The following is a 19,858-nucleotide window of genomic DNA, read 5'->3' as shown; positions in this document are numbered from 1 at the left end:
GCAGCAGTTAAACGATATTTGTCCTCGAATTACTTGACATATACAATTGCGAACCATGAAATGGTGAAGCAATCTCTCAGTATATTCAGAGACTGCCGCGTCGCTCCCGCTCCTCGCAGTGACACAGAAACGCTTGTATAGAATGAAGCTGGAGTTCAGATAAAGCTCGGTGGGGCGGCTCACGTTTCCGCGCCCTTATTTATCCTTGACATATTGTTCATAACTGCATATATGTAACTCAGCTTGGATCCCTCAAAAGACCGAGACTTAACAATTCAATATCTCCCGTTAAGCCTCCCGTTTGCGGATCTGCGCAAAAAATCATGGGAGCGTGCCTTAGTGAGCAAACACGCTGAAATCAAGAAGATCACCGTCTCCAACATCCGCAGAATGAAATCAGAAAATGAAAAAATAACCTGCATTACCGCATATGACTATACATCCGCCAAAATTCTCGATCAGGCAGGTATAGAGATTGTTCTTGTGGGTGATTCCCTCGGAATGGTGATGAACGGTTATGAAAACACCATCCCCGTGACTTTGGACGAGATGATTTATCATACTAAGTCAGTGAAAAGAGGGCTCCAGAGAGCATTTCTTGTCACTGACATGCCCTTCGGCACATATAACGTGAGCCATGAAAAGGCGATCGAAAACTGTGTCCGTGTCATCAAAGAAACAGGTGCAGAGGCTGTGAAGCTTGAGGGCGGGGCGGAGATTGCTCCTCTCGTGGAAAGACTTGTCAAATCAGGCATAAACGTTATGGGGCATATTGGTCTCATGCCGCAGTCTGTCCATGTGATGGGCGGGTACAGGATTCAGGGCAAAGACGGAAGCGAAAAGCTTGCCGCTGATGCCATAGCCCTTGAGAATGCCGGTGCATTTTCCATTGTTGTGGAAGGAGTTGTGGCGGAAACTGCTAAAAAGATAACCGCCGCCGTGGGTATACCCACAATAGGCATAGGTGCAGGTGTGCACTGCGACGGACAGGTGTTGGTTTATCATGATGTTCTCGGCTTATTTGATGACTTTACGCCAAAATTTGTTAAAAGATATGCTAACCTCAAAGAGGTTGCGGTAAAAGCCGCGGAAAACTATGTTAAAGAGGTTAAAAGCGGTGTCTTTCCTGACGGCGGACACAGCTTCTGAGGTGTTTGAGTGAAAATCATAACCAAGATTTCAGAATCAAGAGAAGAGATTAATATTTACAGATGCGTGGGCAAGAGAATAGGCTTTGTGCCCACAATGGGGTATCTGCATGAAGGACACCTGAGCCTTGTTAAAAAATGCAGAGAGGAGAATGACATAGTGGTGGTGAGCATATTTGTTAACCCCACTCAGTTCGGCGCGGGGGAAGACTTTGAGCACTACCCGAAGGATATGAAAAAGGATGCGGCCATGCTTCTGGAAGCCGGGGCGGATTTCCTTTTTACACCGTCAGTCGAGGAGATTTACCCTGCGGGCTCAAGCACAACCATAAGTGTTTCCGGCGTGAGTGACGGCCTCTGCGGAAGCTCCAGACCCGGCCATTTTGACGGTGTGGCTCTGGTAGTCACCAAGCTTCTTAATATAATAATGCCCCATAAGGCATATTTCGGAATGAAGGATTATCAGCAGCTTCAGGTTATCAAAAGGCTTGTGGCTGATCTTAATATGAATACAAAAATCATAGGAATGCCCATTGTGAGAGAGGCGGACGGGCTGGCAATGAGCTCCCGTAACGTTTACCTCAACAGTGAGGAACGCAAAGCCGCCCTTTGCCTCAGCAGGTCATTTGCTCTGGTTTATGAGGCAGTTGAAGGCGGAGAGACGGAGGTTTCCGAAGTGAAGCATATAGTTGAAAGCTTCATCAAGGATCACCCGCACACCAGAATAGACTACGTACAGTTTGTAGACCCCGAAACGCTGAAACCTGTTAAGGATCTCAGCGGGGATTTCCTGCTTGCTCTTGCTGTGTATATCGGCAAGGCAAGGCTGATAGACAATAATCTCTTTAAGGTGATGTAAATGCTCAGAAATATGTTTAAAGCAAAGCTCCACAGAGCTACGGTAACTGATGCCAACCTCAACTATGAAGGCAGCGTCACCATTGACAAAGACCTTCTTGACGCATCCGGCATACTTGAATTTGAAAAGGTTGACATCTGGAACATAACAAACGGTTCCCGTTTTTCCACCTATGTCCTTGAAGGGCGCAGAGGCAGCGGCGAAATCTGCCTCAACGGAGCCGCGGCAAGGCTTGTTCAGGTGGGGGACAGGGTAATAATCGCCACATTTGCCATGATGGACGAAAAAGAGCTTGAAGGCTTCAAGCCTACTGTTGTCCAGCTTGATGAACACAACAGAATCGTATCAAAGGACGGGGTTCTGGTATAACCGAACCTCGATCTTGCCAATAACTCGTTATCCTGTTATTATTTATTTATAAAACGGGCTTAGAGGTTTACACATGGCTGAAATGAGACAGATAGTCAGTCTGATGCTGAGCGGTGAGAAATACGGCATCAATATCATGGATATAGAAGAAATTCTCCGTATGATGGACATCACCAAGGTTCCCAAGGCTCCCGCTTTTGTGGAGGGGATAATAAATCTGCGCGGTCAGGTTATTCCTATTGTTGACCTTCGTAAAAAGCTCGGTATTGCCGTTCCGGAAGAAAGCGGACAGACAAGAATCATCAATGTTAATATAAAAGGGAAGAAGATAGGCTTTGTCGTGGACTGTGTGGATGAAGTGCTCAGGCTTGATCCCGAAGTCATAGACAAGGCTCCCGGCGCTTCCACAGGTACAAACTCCGGCTATATTGACGGCGTAGCCAGAACCAAGCACGGCATGATCATTATCCTTGATGTTCACAGGATATTCAACCCCAACGAAGCCAGTGCGCTCAGCTACTTCTAGCAAAGGCTCATGGAGCTTGGCAATCTTCGCAAACTCCTTAATTCCATAGGAAAAAACAGGTCGGATTTCATCAAAAATCCGGCCTCTTATCTTTTATCCGTATCTGAATACACAGCAAAGCTTAACCCTACACTTTCCGCCATGGCCGCACGCACCGCGGAGAAGGAGAAACCGTCCCTGACGGAGCTTGACGCTGTTGTTCATGAACTGGCTATGTTCATAGCATCCGCTTCGGGCAGCACAAAGGCGGCTGCTCTTCTGCATACATCGGTGGCAACAGTTAAGGGAATAGGCGGCAAAACCGCCGAAGCGCTGGAAAAAGCCGGTATAGTGAATATGGAGGATGTTCTTCTTCATTTTCCTTTCCGTTACGAGGCCATAGGCTATGAAGGCGGGGAGAAGGGCGTTCTCACCGGAGTATTGGAGACACACGGCCCGACATTCACCAGAGGGAAAAAGCGGATATACAAAGCTGTTTTCCGCTCTGATTCAGGGTTTTTCTCCGCCCTGTGGTTTAACTTCTCAAAGTCATACCCCGCATCGGGGCTCACCATTGGCTCCAGATACCACCTTTACGGAAATATCGGCAGGATGGACGGCTCATACTCCATAGTTCACCCTGAAATGATAAGTGAAGCCGACATAGGTAAAATCCGGGCAGTCTACAGCTTGCCCACAGCGGTCAGCCATAAGACTTACGCATCCGCCGTATTCCGTGCTGTGCATGACTATCTGGAATACATGCCCGATACTCTGCCGCTTCGTCTGGCGGATAAATATTCATACCCTGATGTACGCTCCGCAGTGAAGACACTTCATTACCCTGACGATATAAGCCAGCTCGGAAAACTCCAGACCCGCAGCCATCCCGCATATGAGCGTTTTGTGTTTGAGGAGCTTTTTTATCTCCAGCTTGGGCTTTTGATGAAAAAGAAGACATATCAGGAGGTTTCAGGCATTGCGTTTGATGTGAAGCCTGAGTTTCTGGAAGAGATAGCAGGGATGATGCCCTTCAGGCTCACCTCCGCCCAGAAGAGGGTTCTGGCGGATATTTTTAATGATATGAAGCGTCCGAAGCAGATGAACAGGCTGGTGCAGGGGGATGTGGGAAGCGGAAAAACCATAGTTTGCTTCACTGCTGCCATGGTTGCTGTGAAAAACGGATGTCAGGCGGCAATAATCGCACCCACGGAGGTTTTGGCAGAGCAGCACTTCCGCAGCCTGCTGAATTTTCTGGACGGAACAAAATATACGGCTGCTCTGCTCACAGGCTCCACGGCGGATAAGGATAAAAAAGCGTCCAAAGAGCTTGTAAGGGAAGGGCATATTAATTTTGTGGTGGGTACACACACCCTTATTCAGGAGGACACTGAGTTTGCCGCTCTCGGCTTTGTGGTGATAGACGAACAGCACCGCTTCGGCGTTTTACAGCGCAAGACATTGGTGGAAAAAGGGTATACACCTGATATTCTGCTTATGACGGCAACACCGATCCCCAGAACATTATCACTGACATTTTACGGCGATCTTGACATAAGCGTGATTGACGCTATGCCGCCCGGCAGAAAACCGATTATTACCAAGGCATTTCCCGAAAGCTCCCGTCACAGGATATTTGATTCGGTGAAGAAGGAACTGGATAAGGGGCATAAGGCCTATTTTATATACCCGCTGATAGATACCAGCGATAAACTCGCCCTGAAAGCGGCAACCGAAGGATATGAGGAGATTGCTCATTATTTCGGAGAGGATGTGACAGGGCTGCTTCACGGACGGATGAAGGCGGACGAAAAGCGTGAAATGATGAACGCCTTTAAGCACGGACGGCTGAAAGTTCTTGTTTCCACAACGGTTATTGAGGTCGGGGTGGATGTGCCGGATGCCACTGTGATGGTAATAGAAAACGCAGAAAGGTTCGGACTTTCTCAGCTTCATCAGCTAAGGGGAAGAGTGGGCAGAGGTGCGGAGCAGTCATACTGTGTGCTGGTGTACTCCAAACAGATAAGCGAGGACGGAAAAGCCCGCATTAAAGCCATGGAACAGCATGCTGACGGCTTTAAGCTCAGCGAAATTGATCTGGAGCTGAGGGGCCCCGGAGATTTTTTCGGTACAAGACAATCAGGTTTACCGCAGTTTAGGTTTTCAAATATCGTAAAAGATGTCAAAATATTACATAGGGCAAGAGCGGAAGCGGAAGAGCTTCTCGCAGAAGATCCCGAACTGGCAAAACCGGTTAATAAAACTGTTCTGGAAGCCCTTAAAACCAGATGGAAGGAAGGGATTGACTTCCTTAACATCGGTTAGACGGTCAGACAGTCAAAAGGGCAGGCTTGAGCAGGGCGGAGAATCTCTGCGTGAAATTGAGATGCTTCACTTCGTTCAGCATGACGGTTTAACAGGGCGGTTTATCTGCCCGCGAGCGTGTACAGAAGTTTCCCCGTGAGGGATGCTATTCATTAACCCCTAGCATTTCCATGGAAGGAAATGCGCCGTGCGCAGCGAAGGTTTGCTTTGCAAACCGCGAGCGTGTATAAAAATTTTCCATGGACGGGAAAATTTTTATCATAAATTAAGGAGGTCGCCGATGCAGATGCCAAAGCTTAGTGAAGAACAGCTTAGAAACATTTCCACTCCTCTGAATTTGCAGAGGGCGGAAAACTATGTCGGTAAATTTATCGACTGCTCTGTTGAGGGTTCTCTTCTGAAGGGAACAATCAAGGGTAACCACGGTGCTTACATAACCACTCTCCAAATCGATTCAGACCCCATAAAGTTTTCATGCGAATGTTCCAACTCCAAGGAGGTTTTCTGCAAGCATGCCGCTGCCCTCGGCCTGACTTACATCTATACACCGTGGGTTTTCGCCAGCAGCCGCAAACTGGATAGAAAAAGCATAACAACTTTTGACGATATTAAATTTTACATCAAAACAACCACGCTTAAGTCTCTCCTTGACGATGTGCGCGGCAAAAATATAAGCTCCTCTCAGGTGGCGGAACTTGCGGGAGTTTCAATCCAGCAGCTCTCCTCCATAGTTAAAGAGGATCTGAACGGCAAGAACCATGTGCTGACCGATCCTTTAAAGATTGCGTGCCTGTACCTGCTGTGCAGCCAAAAATAGAGATTAAGCTTAAAAAGCCCCTGTATTTCAGGGGCTTTTTTTTGTATAATTTTTTTTCGCCATCAAGTGTTGTAAAAGGGAAATAATTCTGATATAAAACTCCAATTTTGCCCATATATTTCGGAGGATGAGTTGCCAAGAAGAAACGACATCAAAACCATTCTGGTTATAGGTTCAGGCCCCATTGTTATCGGCCAGGCCTGCGAGTTTGACTATTCGGGAACACAGGCTGTAAAAGCCCTTAAGGAGGAAGGATACAGAGTTGTCCTCATAAACTCCAACCCCGCTACGATCATGACAGATCCCGAAATAGCCGATGCCACATACATAGAGCCTCTCACAGTTGAGATTCTGGACAAAATTCTGGACGTGGAAAAACCCGATGCCATTCTTCCCACCGTCGGCGGGCAGACAGCCCTCAACCTTGCTTTGGCCGCCTACGATGCAGGTGTGCTTGAAAAACACAAGGTTGAGCTCATAGGCGCGAATGTTCAGGCTATCAGAAAAGCGGAAGACCGCGAGCTTTTCAAAGAGGCTATGGCGAAAATAGGCCTTGATATGCCGAAAAGCGAAATAGTCCGCACATATCAGCAGGCTATGGACTGTATAGACAGCATAGGCTTTCCCGCCATCATACGCCCTTCGTTCACTCTGGGCGGAACAGGCGGAAACGTTGCCTATAACATAGAGGAATACAAAAGCTATGTTGAGTGGGGGCTTGAGGCCTCGCCAGTGCATGAAATCCTCGTGGAGGAATCCGCCCTCGGCTGGAAGGAATACGAGCTTGAAGTAATGCGCGACCTGAACGACAATGTGGTTATTATCTGCTCCATAGAAAACTTTGACCCCATGGGTGTTCACACAGGGGACAGCATCACTGTTGCACCCGCACAGACACTTACAGACAAGGAATATCAGGAACTCCGCAACGCCTCAATCAAGGTTATGCGTGAGATAGGCGTGGACACGGGCGGCTCAAACGTTCAGTTTGCGGTGAACCCTGCCAACGGCCGCCAGATAATCATCGAGATGAACCCCAGAGTTTCCAGAAGCTCCGCTCTGGCATCCAAGGCAACAGGTTTCCCCATAGCCAAAATTGCCGCCAAGCTTGCCGTCGGTTACACTCTGGATGAGATACCCAACGACATCACCAAAAAGACCCCGGCATCATTCGAGCCCACAATAGATTACTGTGTGGTGAAATTCCCCAGATTCACCTTTGAGAAATTTCCCGGCGCGGATGACAGGCTGACAACCCAGATGAAATCCGTGGGCGAAGTTATGTCCATAGGCAGAACCTTTAAGGAATCCCTCCAGAAGGCCATCAACTCCCTTGAAACAGGCAAAACAGGCTTTGACGAAGTTTTCCCCGCGGAAGAGCTCGGCAGGGAATCCGTAAGGGAGGAGATAGAGAAATATCTCCGCCGCCCCACAGACAAACGTATGTGGTACATAGGTGATGCTTTCAGGGCGGGCTACACAACGGAAGAGATACATGAAATCAGTGCGATAGACCCGTGGTTCCTTGACAATATCAAGGAGATCATAGAGTTCGAGGCGGAACTCAGGGCTAAGGGTTCACTTAAGGCTGTAAACGCTGATATGATGGAAAGTGCGAAAAGGCTCGGCTTCTCTGACAAGAGGCTTGCCAAACTCCTTAAAACAAACGAAGACGAAGTAAGAAACTCACGCCGCAAGGCAGTTTATAAAAGGGTCGATACCTGCGCCGCAGAGTTCGAGTCCAACACACCTTATCTTTACTCAACCTTTGAGGATGAGTGTGAGGCGGAACCCACTGACAGGAAGAAGGTTATCATCCTCGGCGGAGGGCCCAACAGGATAGGGCAGGGTATAGAGTTTGACTACTGCTGCGTTCACGCCTCATTCGCTCTGGAAGAGGCCGGTTACGAGACAATCATGGTCAACTGCAACCCGGAAACGGTCAGTACCGACTATGACACCTCGGACAGGCTCTACTTTGAGCCGCTCACGAAAGAGCACGTGCTCAACATTGTTGAGAAGGAAAAACCGATCGGAGTGATTGTTCAGTTCGGCGGGCAGACACCCCTCAAGCTTGCTGTACCTCTTGAAAAAGCAGGTGTACCGATCCTCGGTACGTCCCCTGACAGCATTGACATAGCAGAAGACAGAGAGAGGTTCAAAGACCTCATAGAAAGGCTGCATATCAAACAGCCGCCCAACGGCATAGCCAAGAATGACCAGCAAGCCTTTGAAATAGCCGATAAAATAGGCTATCCGGTGGTTGTGCGTCCTTCTTATGTACTCGGCGGACGGGCGATGGAGATCGTTTATGAACGTGAAGCCCTTGTAAACTATATGAAATACGCCGTAGAAGCCAGTGACGACCACCCTGTGCTCATTGACAAGTTCCTTGAAAACGCCATTGAGGTGGATGTGGACTCCGTGAGTGACGGCGATATGGTTGTCATCGGCGGAATAATGCAGCATATCGAAGAAGCGGGAATCCACTCCGGCGACTCCGCATGCTCCATTCCGGCGCGCACTATCTCTAAGGAGATGCAGGCTAAAATAATCAGCGAAACCAAGAAGTTATCCAGAGAACTTAATGTAATAGGTCTGATGAATGTTCAGTGGGCAATCAAAGGCGATGAGCTTTTCATTCTTGAGGTTAACCCCAGAGCATCCAGAACCGTACCTTATGTGAGCAAAACCATCGGCCGCCCTCTTGCGAAAATCGCAAGCAAGGTGATGGTGGGTATAAAACTGAAAGAACTCGGCTTCACGGAAGAGATTTATCCCGAATACTATACGGTTAAGGAAGCTGTATTCCCCTTCGTCAAGTTCCCCGGAACTGACCTTGTCCTCGGACCCGAAATGAAGTCCACAGGCGAGGTTATGGGCATAGATACCGACTTCGGCATGGCATTCTACAAGTCTCAGCTCGCTGCTGGCAATAAGCTGCCTGAAAAAGGCAAGGTATTCATCAGCGTTAAGGATGCCTGCAAGGACGGTGTGCTCCCTGTCGCCAGGAAATTTGTGGAACTGGGCTTCACTGTTGTTTCCACTGCGGGCACATACGACTTCCTCGCCGGTCACGGCATAGATGTTGAGCGCATCAAAAAGGTCAGCGAAGGCAGACCGAACATTGTGGACGCGGTGAAAAACAGGGAGATCAGCTTCTGCCTGAACATTCCCGCGGGCAGACGCTCAAGGCTGGACTCGGAATCTATCCGCAGGGCGATCCTCAGCTACAGCGTGCCTTACGCCACAACCCTTGAAGCTGTTCAGGCTGTTGTTACCGCCATTGAATCCAAAATCCACAAGGGCATGACAGTTAAACCGATTCAGCAATATTTCGGGAAATAATATGAAGGGAATTATCCTTAAAAACGAAAGACTTAATGATAAATACCGCCTTATGGAAATCGAATCGCCTGAGTTTGTGCAGACAGCCAAGCCCGGTCAGTTCGTCATGGTGAAAACAGGTTTGCAGGACTATCTGGCTGATCCGCTTCTCAGGCGGCCGTTTGGTCTGGTGGATGTCCGCGGAAATACCTTCCGCCTGCTTTACATGCTTGTGGGGAAGGGAACACGTCTCATGACGGAAAGCCCCGCCGGATCAGTGATAGAATTTTCATCCAGTCTCGGAAACGGCTTTAAGTCGGTTAAGAACCAAAAAGTGGCTCTCGTTGCGGGCGGAGTGGGCATTGCCCCTCTGCTCTGGATAGCGAAGCTTCTGAAGGATGACGGATGCAGCGTTACTCTGTATTTCGGCGGACGGAATCAGGAGGATATAATTCTGGCTGACGAGTTCCGCCCGCATATAGACAAGCTCGTTATCACCACTGATGACGGCAGCGTGGGGGATAAAGCCCTTGTGACTGTGCCTTTCGGGCAGGATGTAAAAGGGTTCGACCGTGTATATGCGTGCGGCCCCAAACGTATGCTTGAGGCGGTCAGCGGAATATGTGTCAAAGGCGGCGTTCCGGTGGATGTCTCTCTGGATGAACGCATGGCGTGCGGAATGGGCGCCTGTCTCGGCTGTATCATCTATGTGAGGGAAGGGGAGGAAACAGTGCAGAAAAGATGCTGTGTGGAAGGCCCCGTGTTTGACGGCTCAAAGGTCGTTTGGGAATCGGTTTGCAGGTAGGTTGAAATGTCCGTACTGAAAGTAAACATCTGCGGGGTGGAATTCAAAAACCCCGTTATCACGGCAAGCGGAACCTTCGGCTACGGGCTGGAGTACGCGCGCTTCATAGATATATCAAAACTCGGCGGAATCTCGGTTAAGGGGATTTCATACAACGAAGTTAAGGGCAACCCTATGCCCCGAATCATGGAAACCACCTCCGGCATGCTGAACGCAATCGGCTTGCAGAATGTCGGTGTTCACAAATTTCTCAAGGAGAAACTGCCGCTTTTAAGAAAGTATGACACAAGAGTGATAGTAAACTTCTGGGGCAAAACCATAGAGGAATATGTTCAGGTGGCAGAAGTTCTTGATAACGCTGATGTTGATATGCTTGAAATGAATATCTCATGCCCCAATGTAAAGGAAGGCGGAATAGCCTTCGGTTCTGATCCGTCCATGACGGCAAAGGTGGTGAGCGAATGCAGAAAAGCCATCAGTAACAAGCCTTTGCTGGTGAAACTTTCACCTAATGTCACAGATATTAAGCCCTTCGCCAAAGCCTGTGAGGACAGCGGGGCGGACGGAATCAGCGCTATAAACACCCTCTTGGGCATGGCTGTGAATATCCATACCAGAAAGCCTTATATATCAAACGTTACAGGCGGCCTCAGCGGTCCTGCCATAAAGCCTGTCGCCGTGCGCATGGTGCACGAGGTATCAAAAGTTGTGAAGATCCCCATAATCGGTATGGGCGGTATAATCAGATGGGAGGACGCAGCGGAATTCTTTCTTGTGGGCGCATCAGCAGTTCAGGTGGGTACGGCAAACTTTGTTGATCCGGAGCTCACGTTGAAAATCGTTGACGGGCTTGAGAAATATGCCGAAAGTCAGGGACTCTCAAACATATCAGAACTCACCGGAAAGGTGGATTTGAGTAAATAGATGAGGCAATTCTTAACCTTCATAATCCTCGCAATGATTTTTGAGATCATTGCGGGGATGAGATTATTGATGTATTAGTTTTATTTATATATTTTCTTGAATAGCCTTAATTGGTTTTCCCATTTCAAAGTCAATATACTTATCAATAATAACTTCTTTTTACACAATGCTAAAAATGCACCGTCTTCCGATCCTTTTTTATCTCTTATATTACTTTCTCCAAAGTTTCGTTGATAAAGGCATTTATACTTTTGCCTTCTGTTGCAGCTTGGGCTGCGATCTTTTTATGGAGCTCTGCGGAGGTTCTCAGCACAAACCTGCCAGAGTATGGCTTTTCCGGTTTTTCGCCTCTTTCTTTGCAAAAATCAAGATAGTCATCAATTGATTCTTGAAAAGCCTGTTTAATCTCCTGTGTAGTCATCCCCTGAAATGTTATTACATCACGCAGACCGACTACCTCGCCATAAAAAATTTCGGCATCTGAATCAAAAACTACTGAACCAACGTAACCTTTATATTCCAGCATCTTTTACTCCTGCTTCTGTCAAAAAACGCTGAACGCTTTTTACAGCTCCTTTATTTCTTTCTTTTTCTGGGTGTGGTCTGTGGAACACGGCTCTGACACCGTTCAGATAAATCCTGACTCTGGAGCCGCTGCCTTCTGTAACTTCTGCGCCCAGAGCGGTAAAAAGAGCTTCAACATCCTGCCAGATGATATTTGACTTAACAGGAAGGTGAAACACAGCGTTCAAAGTTTTTCTATGCTTGGCGCTAATATTCTGCATAAATAATAATATCACTTAATAGTATCATTTCAAGAGAAAGTTGAATGGATTTGACGTAAACTGTCGCCTACTGTTGTCCATTGAAACCAATCTGCTGCCATTTGACTTTTTCCTGTCAAAAATCTTAATTATTTCAAAGCTTTATGCATTGATAAATTGTTTGATGCCTAATAAAATAACCCTTATAAAATCGTATTTGCAGCCTGACGGATAACGGCAGTTGTGAAAATTTCTGTGCTGTAAAAAGGGGTTCGTATGTTTTCAGGCTTTCAGGGTTCTTATTGTGTCTGTTTCAGCTTCAGGTAGCGGTTTCAGGACAGAGCACACCGCCTGTTCCTTCGGCGATGGTTTCGTTGTCGAATGCGGCAGTATGCGGAAGATATACTCCAAGGCCGCGCATGTGGCTCCTTACAATGTATCTGTCCTGATTACCGGCGAATCCGGAACCGGGAAGGATAAATTAGCTTACTTTATCCATAACGAAAGCCGCATGGGCGGCAGCTTCATTCATATAAACTGCAGTGCTATCCCCGAACAGCTTTTTGAGTCCAAAATGTTCGGCTACGAACAGGGCGCATTTACAGGTGCATTGAAGGGCGGATATGAAGGTTTTATCGAACAGGCCGCCGGAGGAACGCTTTTTCTGGATGAAATAGGGGATATGCCCCTTGAGCTTCAATCAAAGCTCCTTACATTTCTTGAGCATAAGCAGTTTGTAAAAATAGGCGGAAAAAAGACCCTGTCTGCTGATGTGAGGATTATCGCGGCAACAAATAAAGCAATCAAAACTCAGATAGAAAACGCTTTTTTCAGAGAAGACCTGTACTACAGGCTCAGTACCGTTGAAATTGAGCTTCCTCCGCTGAAGGATAGAAAAGAGGAGATTCCTCATTTCATCAATTATTTCTGCAAAGTCTATAATAACAAATACAAGAAGAATGTCTTCTTTGACAGGGAATCCATAGAGCTGCTTACGGCTTATGAGTGGTTCGGCAACATCCGTGAACTGCGGCATGTGGTGGAGAAGCTTGTTCTGCTGAGCCCTGTGCCGTGCATCAGGCCGGATTATATTTATTCGGAATGCGGAATAACCGCTTTAAAAGGGGAAAAGATAAGGGACTCTCTTAAATACAGGCTTGAGCAATACGAAAAAGAACTGATAAAAGATGCTCTGCAAAAATCCCGGACTCTTTTGGATGCAGCCGGAAAACTCTGTATAGACCTTTCAACCCTCACAAGAAAACGCCGCAAATACGGTATCTGAATCTGCCAAAAAAAAGAACGGCGCAAGGAAAACCTTACGCCGCTCAATGCTGCAATCTGCCTGATGTGAGTGTGATTCAGATCCCCTTCTTTTCAGGGAAGGGGACGGTTTTTATTAGATGTCAAAACGGAACTGAACAAGAGCCTGTATAACTTTGGGCTCATCAACTTTTTTACCTCCGGTGTGCATTACGCTGCTGCCGTAGTCAAAGTATCCGATTTCGGGAGTGATTTTGAATCCTTTCATAACAGTGATGGGGAGCTGAGCATATATTGCAAGAGTTTCAGCATCTTCATCCCAGCCATCCTGATCAGATACCTGATAGCCTACACCAACTTCAAGAGCTTTGCTGTCATCGATTTTGAAGTTTACACCTAAAGCGCCGCCGAAAGTTGTTATATCTTCAACTTCGTCGCTGTTTGCTTTAAGAGCGGGTTTAAGCCTGTCTTTGTTTGTGCCTTTTCCTGCACCGTCAACAACCATGCCGTAAAGCGCGGCGTTGCTTGCATAGAAAGCGTTCACGTTAAGGCCAACGTTGCCGAACTTGGGAGTAAGGTTTACGCCGAAGTGGTATGCAGTAGCATCAAACTCTTTCTCAGCCACGCTTTCACTCTCAGTTTCAGCGTTGAACACAGCGAAAGAGCCGTAAACTTTAACATCTTTCAGCTTGTATGCTGCTTCAAATCTGGGAAGAAGCGCCTGAAAACGGATTGTGGGTTTAGAGTTGTCAGGAGCAGTATATACGGGCTTCCATGCATCCTGCGAGAGAGTGTAGAGGTGCAGTGAAAGATTGCCTGCGTAATATCCTAAACCTGTACGGCGAACCTGTTTAAGGTTACCGAACCCGTCAAGCCCGCCGTCCTCATCGCCGACCCTGTTGTAAGAAGCCTGAGATGCTGTGGCGAACTGGCCGAATCTGAATGTGTTGCCGTTGTCAAGTTTGTAGTCGCCGTAAGCGAGACGAAGAGTAGGATCTGCTTTATCTGAGGTTTCGCTTCCGAGTCCGCCGAATTCAACGTGACCTGTGAGCTTGCTTGTGCTGAACTTGGTTCCGAATCTCGTGTTGCTCTGGAGAGCAATTTTGAACTGTGAATCGTCGCGTTTTCCCGGAACATCGCTGACTTCGGAGAAACCGGCGTAGCCTCTTATGCTGGAGTAAACTTCCAGCTTCCCGGCCGGAGTGTCAAACTGTGCTGCGTATGCGTTCGCGGAAAAGCATACCAAAATTGCTAAAAGTAACAGATTTCTCATAAAAATGGACTCCTTAGTTGTAAAATTTTGATCCCGTTCCCTTGTAGGTGTTGTTCCCCAATCCGACAGACAGCCGAAGCTGTCTGTCGAACCCAGGGGAAAAAGGCTATCTGTGGAAGCGGATAGCTTTTGGAAAGTGATTTGCTGTGTACTCCGGTCAAATGTTTCACATCAGGCATTCATTTGAACCGTTAACTTTCGCTGCTTAAAAAGCACGGTATATGCCAATTGCTAATTCATTTATAAATAAGGATATTGAAAAATCAGCTTGTGCAGTTCTGCACAAGCATAAAGCAGGAGTGATTGGTTAGTTACTGATACATCACAATAATTAGTCGGGGCATAAAAATATAATGGAGATGTTAAGTATGCAGAAATGAGCAGTTTTGTTCTGAAACGCTATACACGATTGATAGGATTATGAAATTTGATGTTTCCATGACAATAAAATGACATAAAATGGCAGGGTGTCACTCTGCCCGGTCTAAGTTTGCGAAGCGTAATCTACTGATAAGGGTAGCTTTTTTACCCTATCAAATAAGTTCCTGTTCCGGCGGCTATGAGCAGACCTTCGTTATTGTGCAGCTTTGCAGTAGAGACAGCTATCTTGTTGCCGGCACGGAGGGTTTCACCCGTGGCGGTGAATGACTTTCCTCTGCCGGGCTGGATGTAGTCCACACGCAGATCGATAGTTCCCACCTTGCTGACACGTTTCATTATCTGATCCGCCGTCTCAGTGGGATATTTCACAGGAAGACAGAGCAGGGCAGATATTCCCGCTGTCACGTCCATGACGGAGGCTATGACTCCGCCGTGGAGTATCCCGTAGTCAAAGTTGCCTATGAGCTCGTTTCTCATATCAAAGGTTATTACAGGGGTGAAGCTCTCTGTTACCTCAAGTTTCATACCCAGAAAGCGCTGAAAGGGGCTGAGTGTTTCAAATCGTTCTTTAAAGCGTTCAATAATTTCGTCCATATCATTTTTCCTCATAAATCACGTGTCAGTATAACAAAAACTGAGCCGGAAGGCTCTCTGAAATTTGCCGGACAGGGATTTTCCTTTATAAAGGGCAGAAATCCTTTCTCCAATGCGGAGACCTGTTTAGAAGGTCTTTGCCTTCCTTTTTATTTTATATTTGCTCAGAAATGAAATTTGAGGCTCGTTTTTTCTCCCCTTAAAAGTTCCTTATTGCACTTCCGGCAGGGAAGTGGTATTTCTATTTTAAAAACGTCTGATAAGATATATTATGTTAAATTATACGGCAAATATAAAGCAAAAGGAAGAAGAATCAAAAGAAGAATCATCTGGGTGCAGATTGTCCGGTCCTGCTGCTGCCCTGCTTTCAGTTTTATACGATGGCAAAGGAAGGAATGCTTTATATTTCCGGCTGTAAGCCGTGTTTGGAGATCATGGACAGGCAAAGACAAAGGTCGGGGAGTTTTCTCGCTTGTGAGAGGAAAATACGGCGCTGCATTCTGAGTACAGCACCGAATATGATATTTTATCCTTTAAGCCAGTTCAGTGCAAACCTCGAAATATCCGCTTTGACCACCAGATCCGCAAAGGTAGTTTTTTCAAGCTCCTCATATAGCTTTTCAAATCCTTTGCTGACACGCTGGGTTATTTCACAGACTCCTTCCGCGTCGCAGTTTCTGTTGGCGAACTGACAGCATACGCTTTTGGGCGTGTCTTCAAATATGCGGAAAACATCCGCAAGGGTGATGCATGACGGCTCCTTTCCCATATAATACCCGCCGTTCACACCGGGACTTGCCTTTATTATTCCTGTTTTAGAGAGCTCCTGCATAACTTTTGCAAGATAAGATTTTGATATGTTTTGTTTTTCTGCAAGCTCTTCAAGCTGAATGTGGTTTCCTCCGCCGCATGCTATAATCACCAGGCTGTGCACCGCATACTCGGTTTTTTTCGACATCCTCATTACAATGCCCCATAATTTTTATTTGTTTTTTCTATTTTGAACTTCCAAAAAATCAGTGCGCTCATATAATATATATCCTATACACTTGAATTTAAAATAAAAAAATTAACGGATAATGCAATGTTTAGAATGATAATTTTTGATCTCGACGGTACGGTTCTCAATACTCTGGATGATATTCACTCCTCGCTTATGGATACTCTGGATAAGTTCGGTCTGGAGAAATTCGGGATTGATACCACCAGAACCTTTGTGGGCGACGGGATTAGAAAGCTCATAGAAAGAGCAGTATCACCAGATAAATATAGCGAGAATATAGAGAATTACTTTAGGGAAATTTATAACAAAAGGCTGGTTGAAACCACGAAGCCGTATGACGGAATTACTGATGTTATGGAACGTCTTAAGGCTGCCGGAGCCTGTCAGGTGGTGCTTTCCAACAAGGCAACGGAATATACTGACTCTATAGTGCGTCATTTCGGGCTCGACAGGTATCTGGACGGATGGTACGGATTTGACTGTTTCCATGAGAAAAAACCCTCCCCCCTGCCCGTCCGTGAGATATTGAAGGAAAAGGGTTTTTCCGTTGATGATGCCCTTATGATCGGCGACAACTACACGGATATAGAAAGCGGCGCCGGAGCGGGCATAAAAACTTGCTTTTGTAAATACGGCTATGGTAAATTGAGGTCTGTTCAGGCGGACTTTTTCATAGGTTCACCTTCGGAAATCCCTCAGATAGCAGGTTTGAAATGACAAAAAAGGCAATCTACGCAGACTGGATCTACTATGACGGAAAGATTGAGCAGAATAAATACCTTATAATCAATGATAATATAATAGAAGGCCTTTCACTCGCACCTGAAAACGGATGCGAGATTATCCGCCGGGAAAATTCGGCTGTTTTTCCGGGTCTCATAAATACCCATGCTCACCTGCCCATGTCTATGTTCAGGGGGCTTGCGGACGACCTTGCCCTCATGGACTGGCTGAAAAACCACATATGGCCAGTGGAATCAAAATGGCTTTCTGACGCTTTTGTGCATGATGCCACTCTGCTTTCTGCTGTGGAGATGATCCGCTGCGGCACTGTGTGCGCTAATGATATGTACTTTTTCTCCGATCATGTGGCCTCAGCCCTTATCAAATGCGGGCTTCGCGGTGTAGTGGGTGTCGGGGTGCTGGACTTCCCCACCAAAACCGGCAAAGGTGCTGACGATTACATAGCAAAAGGCGCTGCCCTCTATCAGAAATATAAAGATCACGAAACAATAGATATTTCCCTCTGCCCGCACGCTCCGTACACGGTTAATCCGGATAACTTCCGCAAGTGCGTTGAGTTCTGCGGCAAACATGACATACTTCTGCATACTCACCTTCTGGAAGCACCAACTGAAAGAGCCGATATAACAGAGAGATACGGTAAATCCCCTATTGAGCTTATGAATGAGGTGGGCGCTTTTGACATTAAATCAATCTTCGCCCATACCATTCATCCCACCGATGAGGAGATAGGGCTCATGGGCAGCAAAGGCGTGTGCACCGCCCACTGTCTGGAAAGCAACATGAAGCTTGCCAGCGGGTTTTCCCCTGTGAAAAAGATGCTGGATGCCGGAATGAACGTCACCATCGGCACTGACGGTCAAGCGAGCAATAATGACATTGATATGATTGGGGAAATGAGCACCGTTGCTAAGTTCCATAAGGCTTTTAACATGGATGCCACTGTTCTGGATGCTAAAACTGTTCTGGATATGGCAACGAAAAACGCCGCAAAGGCTCTGGGGCTTGAAAAATGCGGAGAGCTCAAGGCCGGTTACAAGGCGGATTTCTTTGTTCTGTCTTTTGATGCGGTCAATGTCACACCAGTGTATAATCCGGTTTCCCACCTTGTGTATTCCGCAAGCCAGCGGGATGTAACTGACGTGTATGTAAACGGTAAATGCCTGATGGAAAACGGGGTTATTACCGTTATTGATGAGCATGAGATAAAGGACAAAGCCCGTTCATGGGCAGCTAAGATCAAAGGATAACCAAGACTGCTGAGACCGGAAACCGTATAAAATACTGAAGAAGGACATAAAATGGACATTAACACCTATTCAAACCCTCTTAACGAGAGGTACGCAAGCAAAGAGATGCTTTATCTCTTCTCCCCTCACAAAAAATTCTCCACATGGAGAAAGCTTTGGATTGCTCTGGCAGAGTCAGAGAAGGAACTGGGGCTTAACATCACTGATGAGCAGATAGCCGAGATGAAGGCGAATGTTGATAATATAGATTTTGCCTATGCTGCTGAAATGGAAAGGAAATTCCGCCATGATGTTATGGCGCATGTCCACACCTTCGGCAAAGTATGCCCCAAGGCTATGCCTATAATCCACCTCGGCGCAACCAGCGCATATGTGGGCGACAATACTGACCTTATCGTGATGAAAGAGGCCATGGTTCTGATGCGCAAGAAACTTGTCAGCGTTATGAATAATATAGCCAGATTCGCGATGAAGTATAAAGACATGCCCGCACTCGGCTTCACCCACTTTCAGCCCGCTCAGCTTACCACTGTGGGCAAGCGTGCCTGCCTCTGGCTTCAGGATTTTATGCTGGATTTCGAAGCTCTGGAGTTCGCCATTGAAAACCTCCGCTTCCGCGGTGTTAAAGGAACCACAGGCACTCAGGCATCTTTCCTTCACCTCTTTGAAGGCGACCATGACAAAGTGCGCAGGCTGGACAAAACAGTTTCCGCTAAGATGGACTTTGATAAGGTTCTCACCATCACAGGGCAGACATACACCAGAAAGCAGGATTCAAGAGTTCTCGCCGCCCTCGCCTCCCTTGCGGAATCCGCACACAAGATGGCCACAGACATCAGGCTCCTTGCTAATCTCAAGGAGGTTGAGGAACCATTTGAAAAAAATCAGATAGGTTCCAGCGCAATGGCCTACAAGCGCAACCCAATGCGCAGCGAGCGCGTCTGCTCACTCTCAAGGCATGTGATAGCGCTCAGCGTGAACCCTTACATGACTCACGCCACACAGTGGTTTGAGCGTACTCTGGACGACTCCGCCAACAGAAGAATCAGTAATTCAGAGGCATTCCTCACCATGGATGCGGTTCTGGAACTGCTTTACAATATAACCGACGGCCTCGTGGTTTACGAAAGAATGATCCACAGGCGCGTAATGGACGAACTGCCCTTCATGGCGACTGAAAACATAATAATGGAATCTGTAAAGCGAGGCGGCGACAGGCAGGAACTGCACGAAGTCATCCGAGAGGCTTCCATGGAGGCCGGAAAACGGGTTAAATCCGAAGGGTTGGACAATGACCTGCTTGACAGGCTGGCAAACCACACAGGAGTGCCGCTCACCCGCGAGGAGATAGACAGGCTTCTGGAGCCGTCCAAGTTCGTAGGCAGAGCCCCTGAGCAGGTTGTGGACTTCATAGAAGGCGAGGTTCAGCCTGTGCTGGATAAATATAAGGACTGCATCGGTCTGGATGTGGATATAAAGGTTTAAAGAAACAGCGAAGCGGGCGCAT

At 47.2% G+C, this 19,858-nt stretch carries 18 protein-coding genes; 13 read left to right on the top strand and 5 right to left on the bottom strand.

The features are described 5' to 3' along the window. Nucleotides 1-339 precede the first annotated feature (339 nt). The 9 genes from panB to OSQ85_RS13355 all read left to right on the top strand — a co-directional run bounded on the left by panB (nucleotide 340) and on the right by OSQ85_RS13355 (nucleotide 11,079). The gene (gene panB / locus OSQ85_RS13395; RefSeq protein ID WP_322874104.1) at nucleotides 340-1,149 is read left to right on the top strand and encodes a 3-methyl-2-oxobutanoate hydroxymethyltransferase; all 810 of its coding nucleotides are present in this window, start codon (nucleotides 340-342) and stop codon (nucleotides 1,147-1,149) included. A gap of 9 nt (nucleotides 1,150-1,158) precedes the next feature. Further along, nucleotides 1,159-2,007 (top strand): pantoate--beta-alanine ligase, encoded by an 849-nt coding sequence (panC, locus tag OSQ85_RS13390; RefSeq protein WP_265823768.1) that lies wholly within the window; start codon nucleotides 1,159-1,161, stop codon nucleotides 2,005-2,007. Next, nucleotides 2,008-2,376: an aspartate 1-decarboxylase gene (gene panD / locus OSQ85_RS13385; RefSeq protein ID WP_265823767.1), complete on the top strand. Its 369-nt coding sequence runs from the start codon at nucleotides 2,008-2,010 to the stop codon at nucleotides 2,374-2,376. Between the two features lie 73 nt (nucleotides 2,377-2,449). Continuing rightward, on the top strand, nucleotides 2,450-2,902 hold the full coding sequence (locus tag OSQ85_RS13380) for a chemotaxis protein CheW (protein ID WP_265823766.1): 453 nt from the start codon (nucleotides 2,450-2,452) through the stop codon (nucleotides 2,900-2,902). Nucleotides 2,903-2,911: 9 nt separating this feature from the next. Then, complete coding sequence (recG, locus tag OSQ85_RS13375) at nucleotides 2,912-5,206, top strand: ATP-dependent DNA helicase RecG (protein ID WP_265823765.1); 2,295 nt, start codon at nucleotides 2,912-2,914, stop codon at nucleotides 5,204-5,206. Between the two features lie 286 nt (nucleotides 5,207-5,492). Next, on the top strand, nucleotides 5,493-6,023 hold the full coding sequence (locus tag OSQ85_RS13370) for an SWIM zinc finger family protein (RefSeq protein ID WP_265823764.1): 531 nt from the start codon (nucleotides 5,493-5,495) through the stop codon (nucleotides 6,021-6,023). 132 nt (nucleotides 6,024-6,155) lie between these two features. Next, nucleotides 6,156-9,371, top strand: coding sequence for a carbamoyl-phosphate synthase large subunit (gene carB, locus OSQ85_RS13365; protein WP_265823762.1), 3,216 nt, complete (start codon nucleotides 6,156-6,158; stop codon nucleotides 9,369-9,371). Between the two features lies 1 nt (nucleotide 9,372). Further along, nucleotides 9,373-10,155, top strand: coding sequence for a dihydroorotate dehydrogenase electron transfer subunit (locus tag OSQ85_RS13360; protein ID WP_265823761.1), 783 nt, complete (start codon nucleotides 9,373-9,375; stop codon nucleotides 10,153-10,155). Between the two features lie 6 nt (nucleotides 10,156-10,161). Next, the gene (locus OSQ85_RS13355) at nucleotides 10,162-11,079 is read left to right on the top strand and encodes a dihydroorotate dehydrogenase (protein WP_265823760.1); all 918 of its coding nucleotides are present in this window, start codon (nucleotides 10,162-10,164) and stop codon (nucleotides 11,077-11,079) included. A 205-nt stretch (nucleotides 11,080-11,284) separates the two neighbouring features. Here OSQ85_RS13355 and OSQ85_RS13350 read toward each other — a convergent pair whose 3' ends face one another. Both OSQ85_RS13350 and OSQ85_RS13345 read right to left on the bottom strand, forming a co-directional pair. Beyond that, nucleotides 11,285-11,605 carry a type II toxin-antitoxin system HicB family antitoxin gene (locus OSQ85_RS13350; protein ID WP_265823759.1) on the bottom strand — a complete coding sequence of 107 codons (321 nt, stop codon included), beginning with the start codon at nucleotides 11,603-11,605 and terminating at the stop codon, nucleotides 11,285-11,287. Then, entirely contained in the window at nucleotides 11,592-11,864 is a 273-nt protein-coding gene (locus OSQ85_RS13345; protein WP_407649380.1) for a type II toxin-antitoxin system HicA family toxin, read from the bottom strand. Before OSQ85_RS13345 ends, OSQ85_RS13350 begins: the two co-directional genes overlap by 14 nt. A gap of 283 nt (nucleotides 11,865-12,147) precedes the next feature. On the opposite strand from OSQ85_RS13345, the gene OSQ85_RS13340 reads away from it, so the two are divergent. Then, a complete protein-coding gene (locus tag OSQ85_RS13340) occupies nucleotides 12,148-13,128 on the top strand; it encodes a sigma-54 interaction domain-containing protein (protein WP_265823758.1) in 981 nt (326 codons plus the stop codon). A 114-nt stretch (nucleotides 13,129-13,242) separates the two neighbouring features. Here the strand turns inward: OSQ85_RS13340 and OSQ85_RS13335 are convergent, their stop codons facing one another. From OSQ85_RS13335 to OSQ85_RS13325, 3 genes are all read right to left on the bottom strand, one after another. After that, nucleotides 13,243-14,379: a hypothetical protein gene (locus OSQ85_RS13335; RefSeq protein WP_265823757.1), complete on the bottom strand. Its 1,137-nt coding sequence runs from the start codon at nucleotides 14,377-14,379 to the stop codon at nucleotides 13,243-13,245. 525 nt (nucleotides 14,380-14,904) lie between these two features. Then, complete coding sequence (locus OSQ85_RS13330) at nucleotides 14,905-15,354, bottom strand: thioesterase family protein (RefSeq protein ID WP_265823755.1); 450 nt, start codon at nucleotides 15,352-15,354, stop codon at nucleotides 14,905-14,907. Nucleotides 15,355-15,880: 526 nt separating this feature from the next. Next, nucleotides 15,881-16,318, bottom strand: coding sequence for an RrF2 family transcriptional regulator (locus OSQ85_RS13325; RefSeq protein ID WP_265823754.1), 438 nt, complete (start codon nucleotides 16,316-16,318; stop codon nucleotides 15,881-15,883). A 120-nt stretch (nucleotides 16,319-16,438) separates the two neighbouring features. Here OSQ85_RS13325 and OSQ85_RS13320 point away from each other — a divergent pair, with 120 nt between their 5' ends. From OSQ85_RS13320 to purB, 3 genes are read left to right on the top strand one after another with little or no spacing between them, the layout of a single operon-like run. Further along, nucleotides 16,439-17,074 (top strand): HAD family hydrolase, encoded by a 636-nt coding sequence (locus OSQ85_RS13320; protein ID WP_265823753.1) that lies wholly within the window; start codon nucleotides 16,439-16,441, stop codon nucleotides 17,072-17,074. Continuing rightward, nucleotides 17,071-18,351 (top strand): amidohydrolase family protein, encoded by a 1,281-nt coding sequence (locus tag OSQ85_RS13315; protein ID WP_265823752.1) that lies wholly within the window; start codon nucleotides 17,071-17,073, stop codon nucleotides 18,349-18,351. The genes OSQ85_RS13320 and OSQ85_RS13315 overlap by 4 nt, the downstream gene beginning before the upstream one ends. A gap of 51 nt (nucleotides 18,352-18,402) precedes the next feature. Beyond that, nucleotides 18,403-19,836: an adenylosuccinate lyase gene (purB, locus tag OSQ85_RS13310; protein WP_265823751.1), complete on the top strand. Its 1,434-nt coding sequence runs from the start codon at nucleotides 18,403-18,405 to the stop codon at nucleotides 19,834-19,836. The last annotated feature ends 22 nt before the right edge of the window (nucleotides 19,837-19,858 follow it).

It is taken from the genome of Geovibrio ferrireducens, assembly GCF_026226615.1.
Taxonomy (GTDB): domain Bacteria; phylum Chrysiogenota; class Deferribacteres; order Deferribacterales; family Geovibrionaceae; genus Geovibrio; species Geovibrio ferrireducens.
This window is presented reverse-complemented; position numbering and strand designations above follow the sequence as displayed.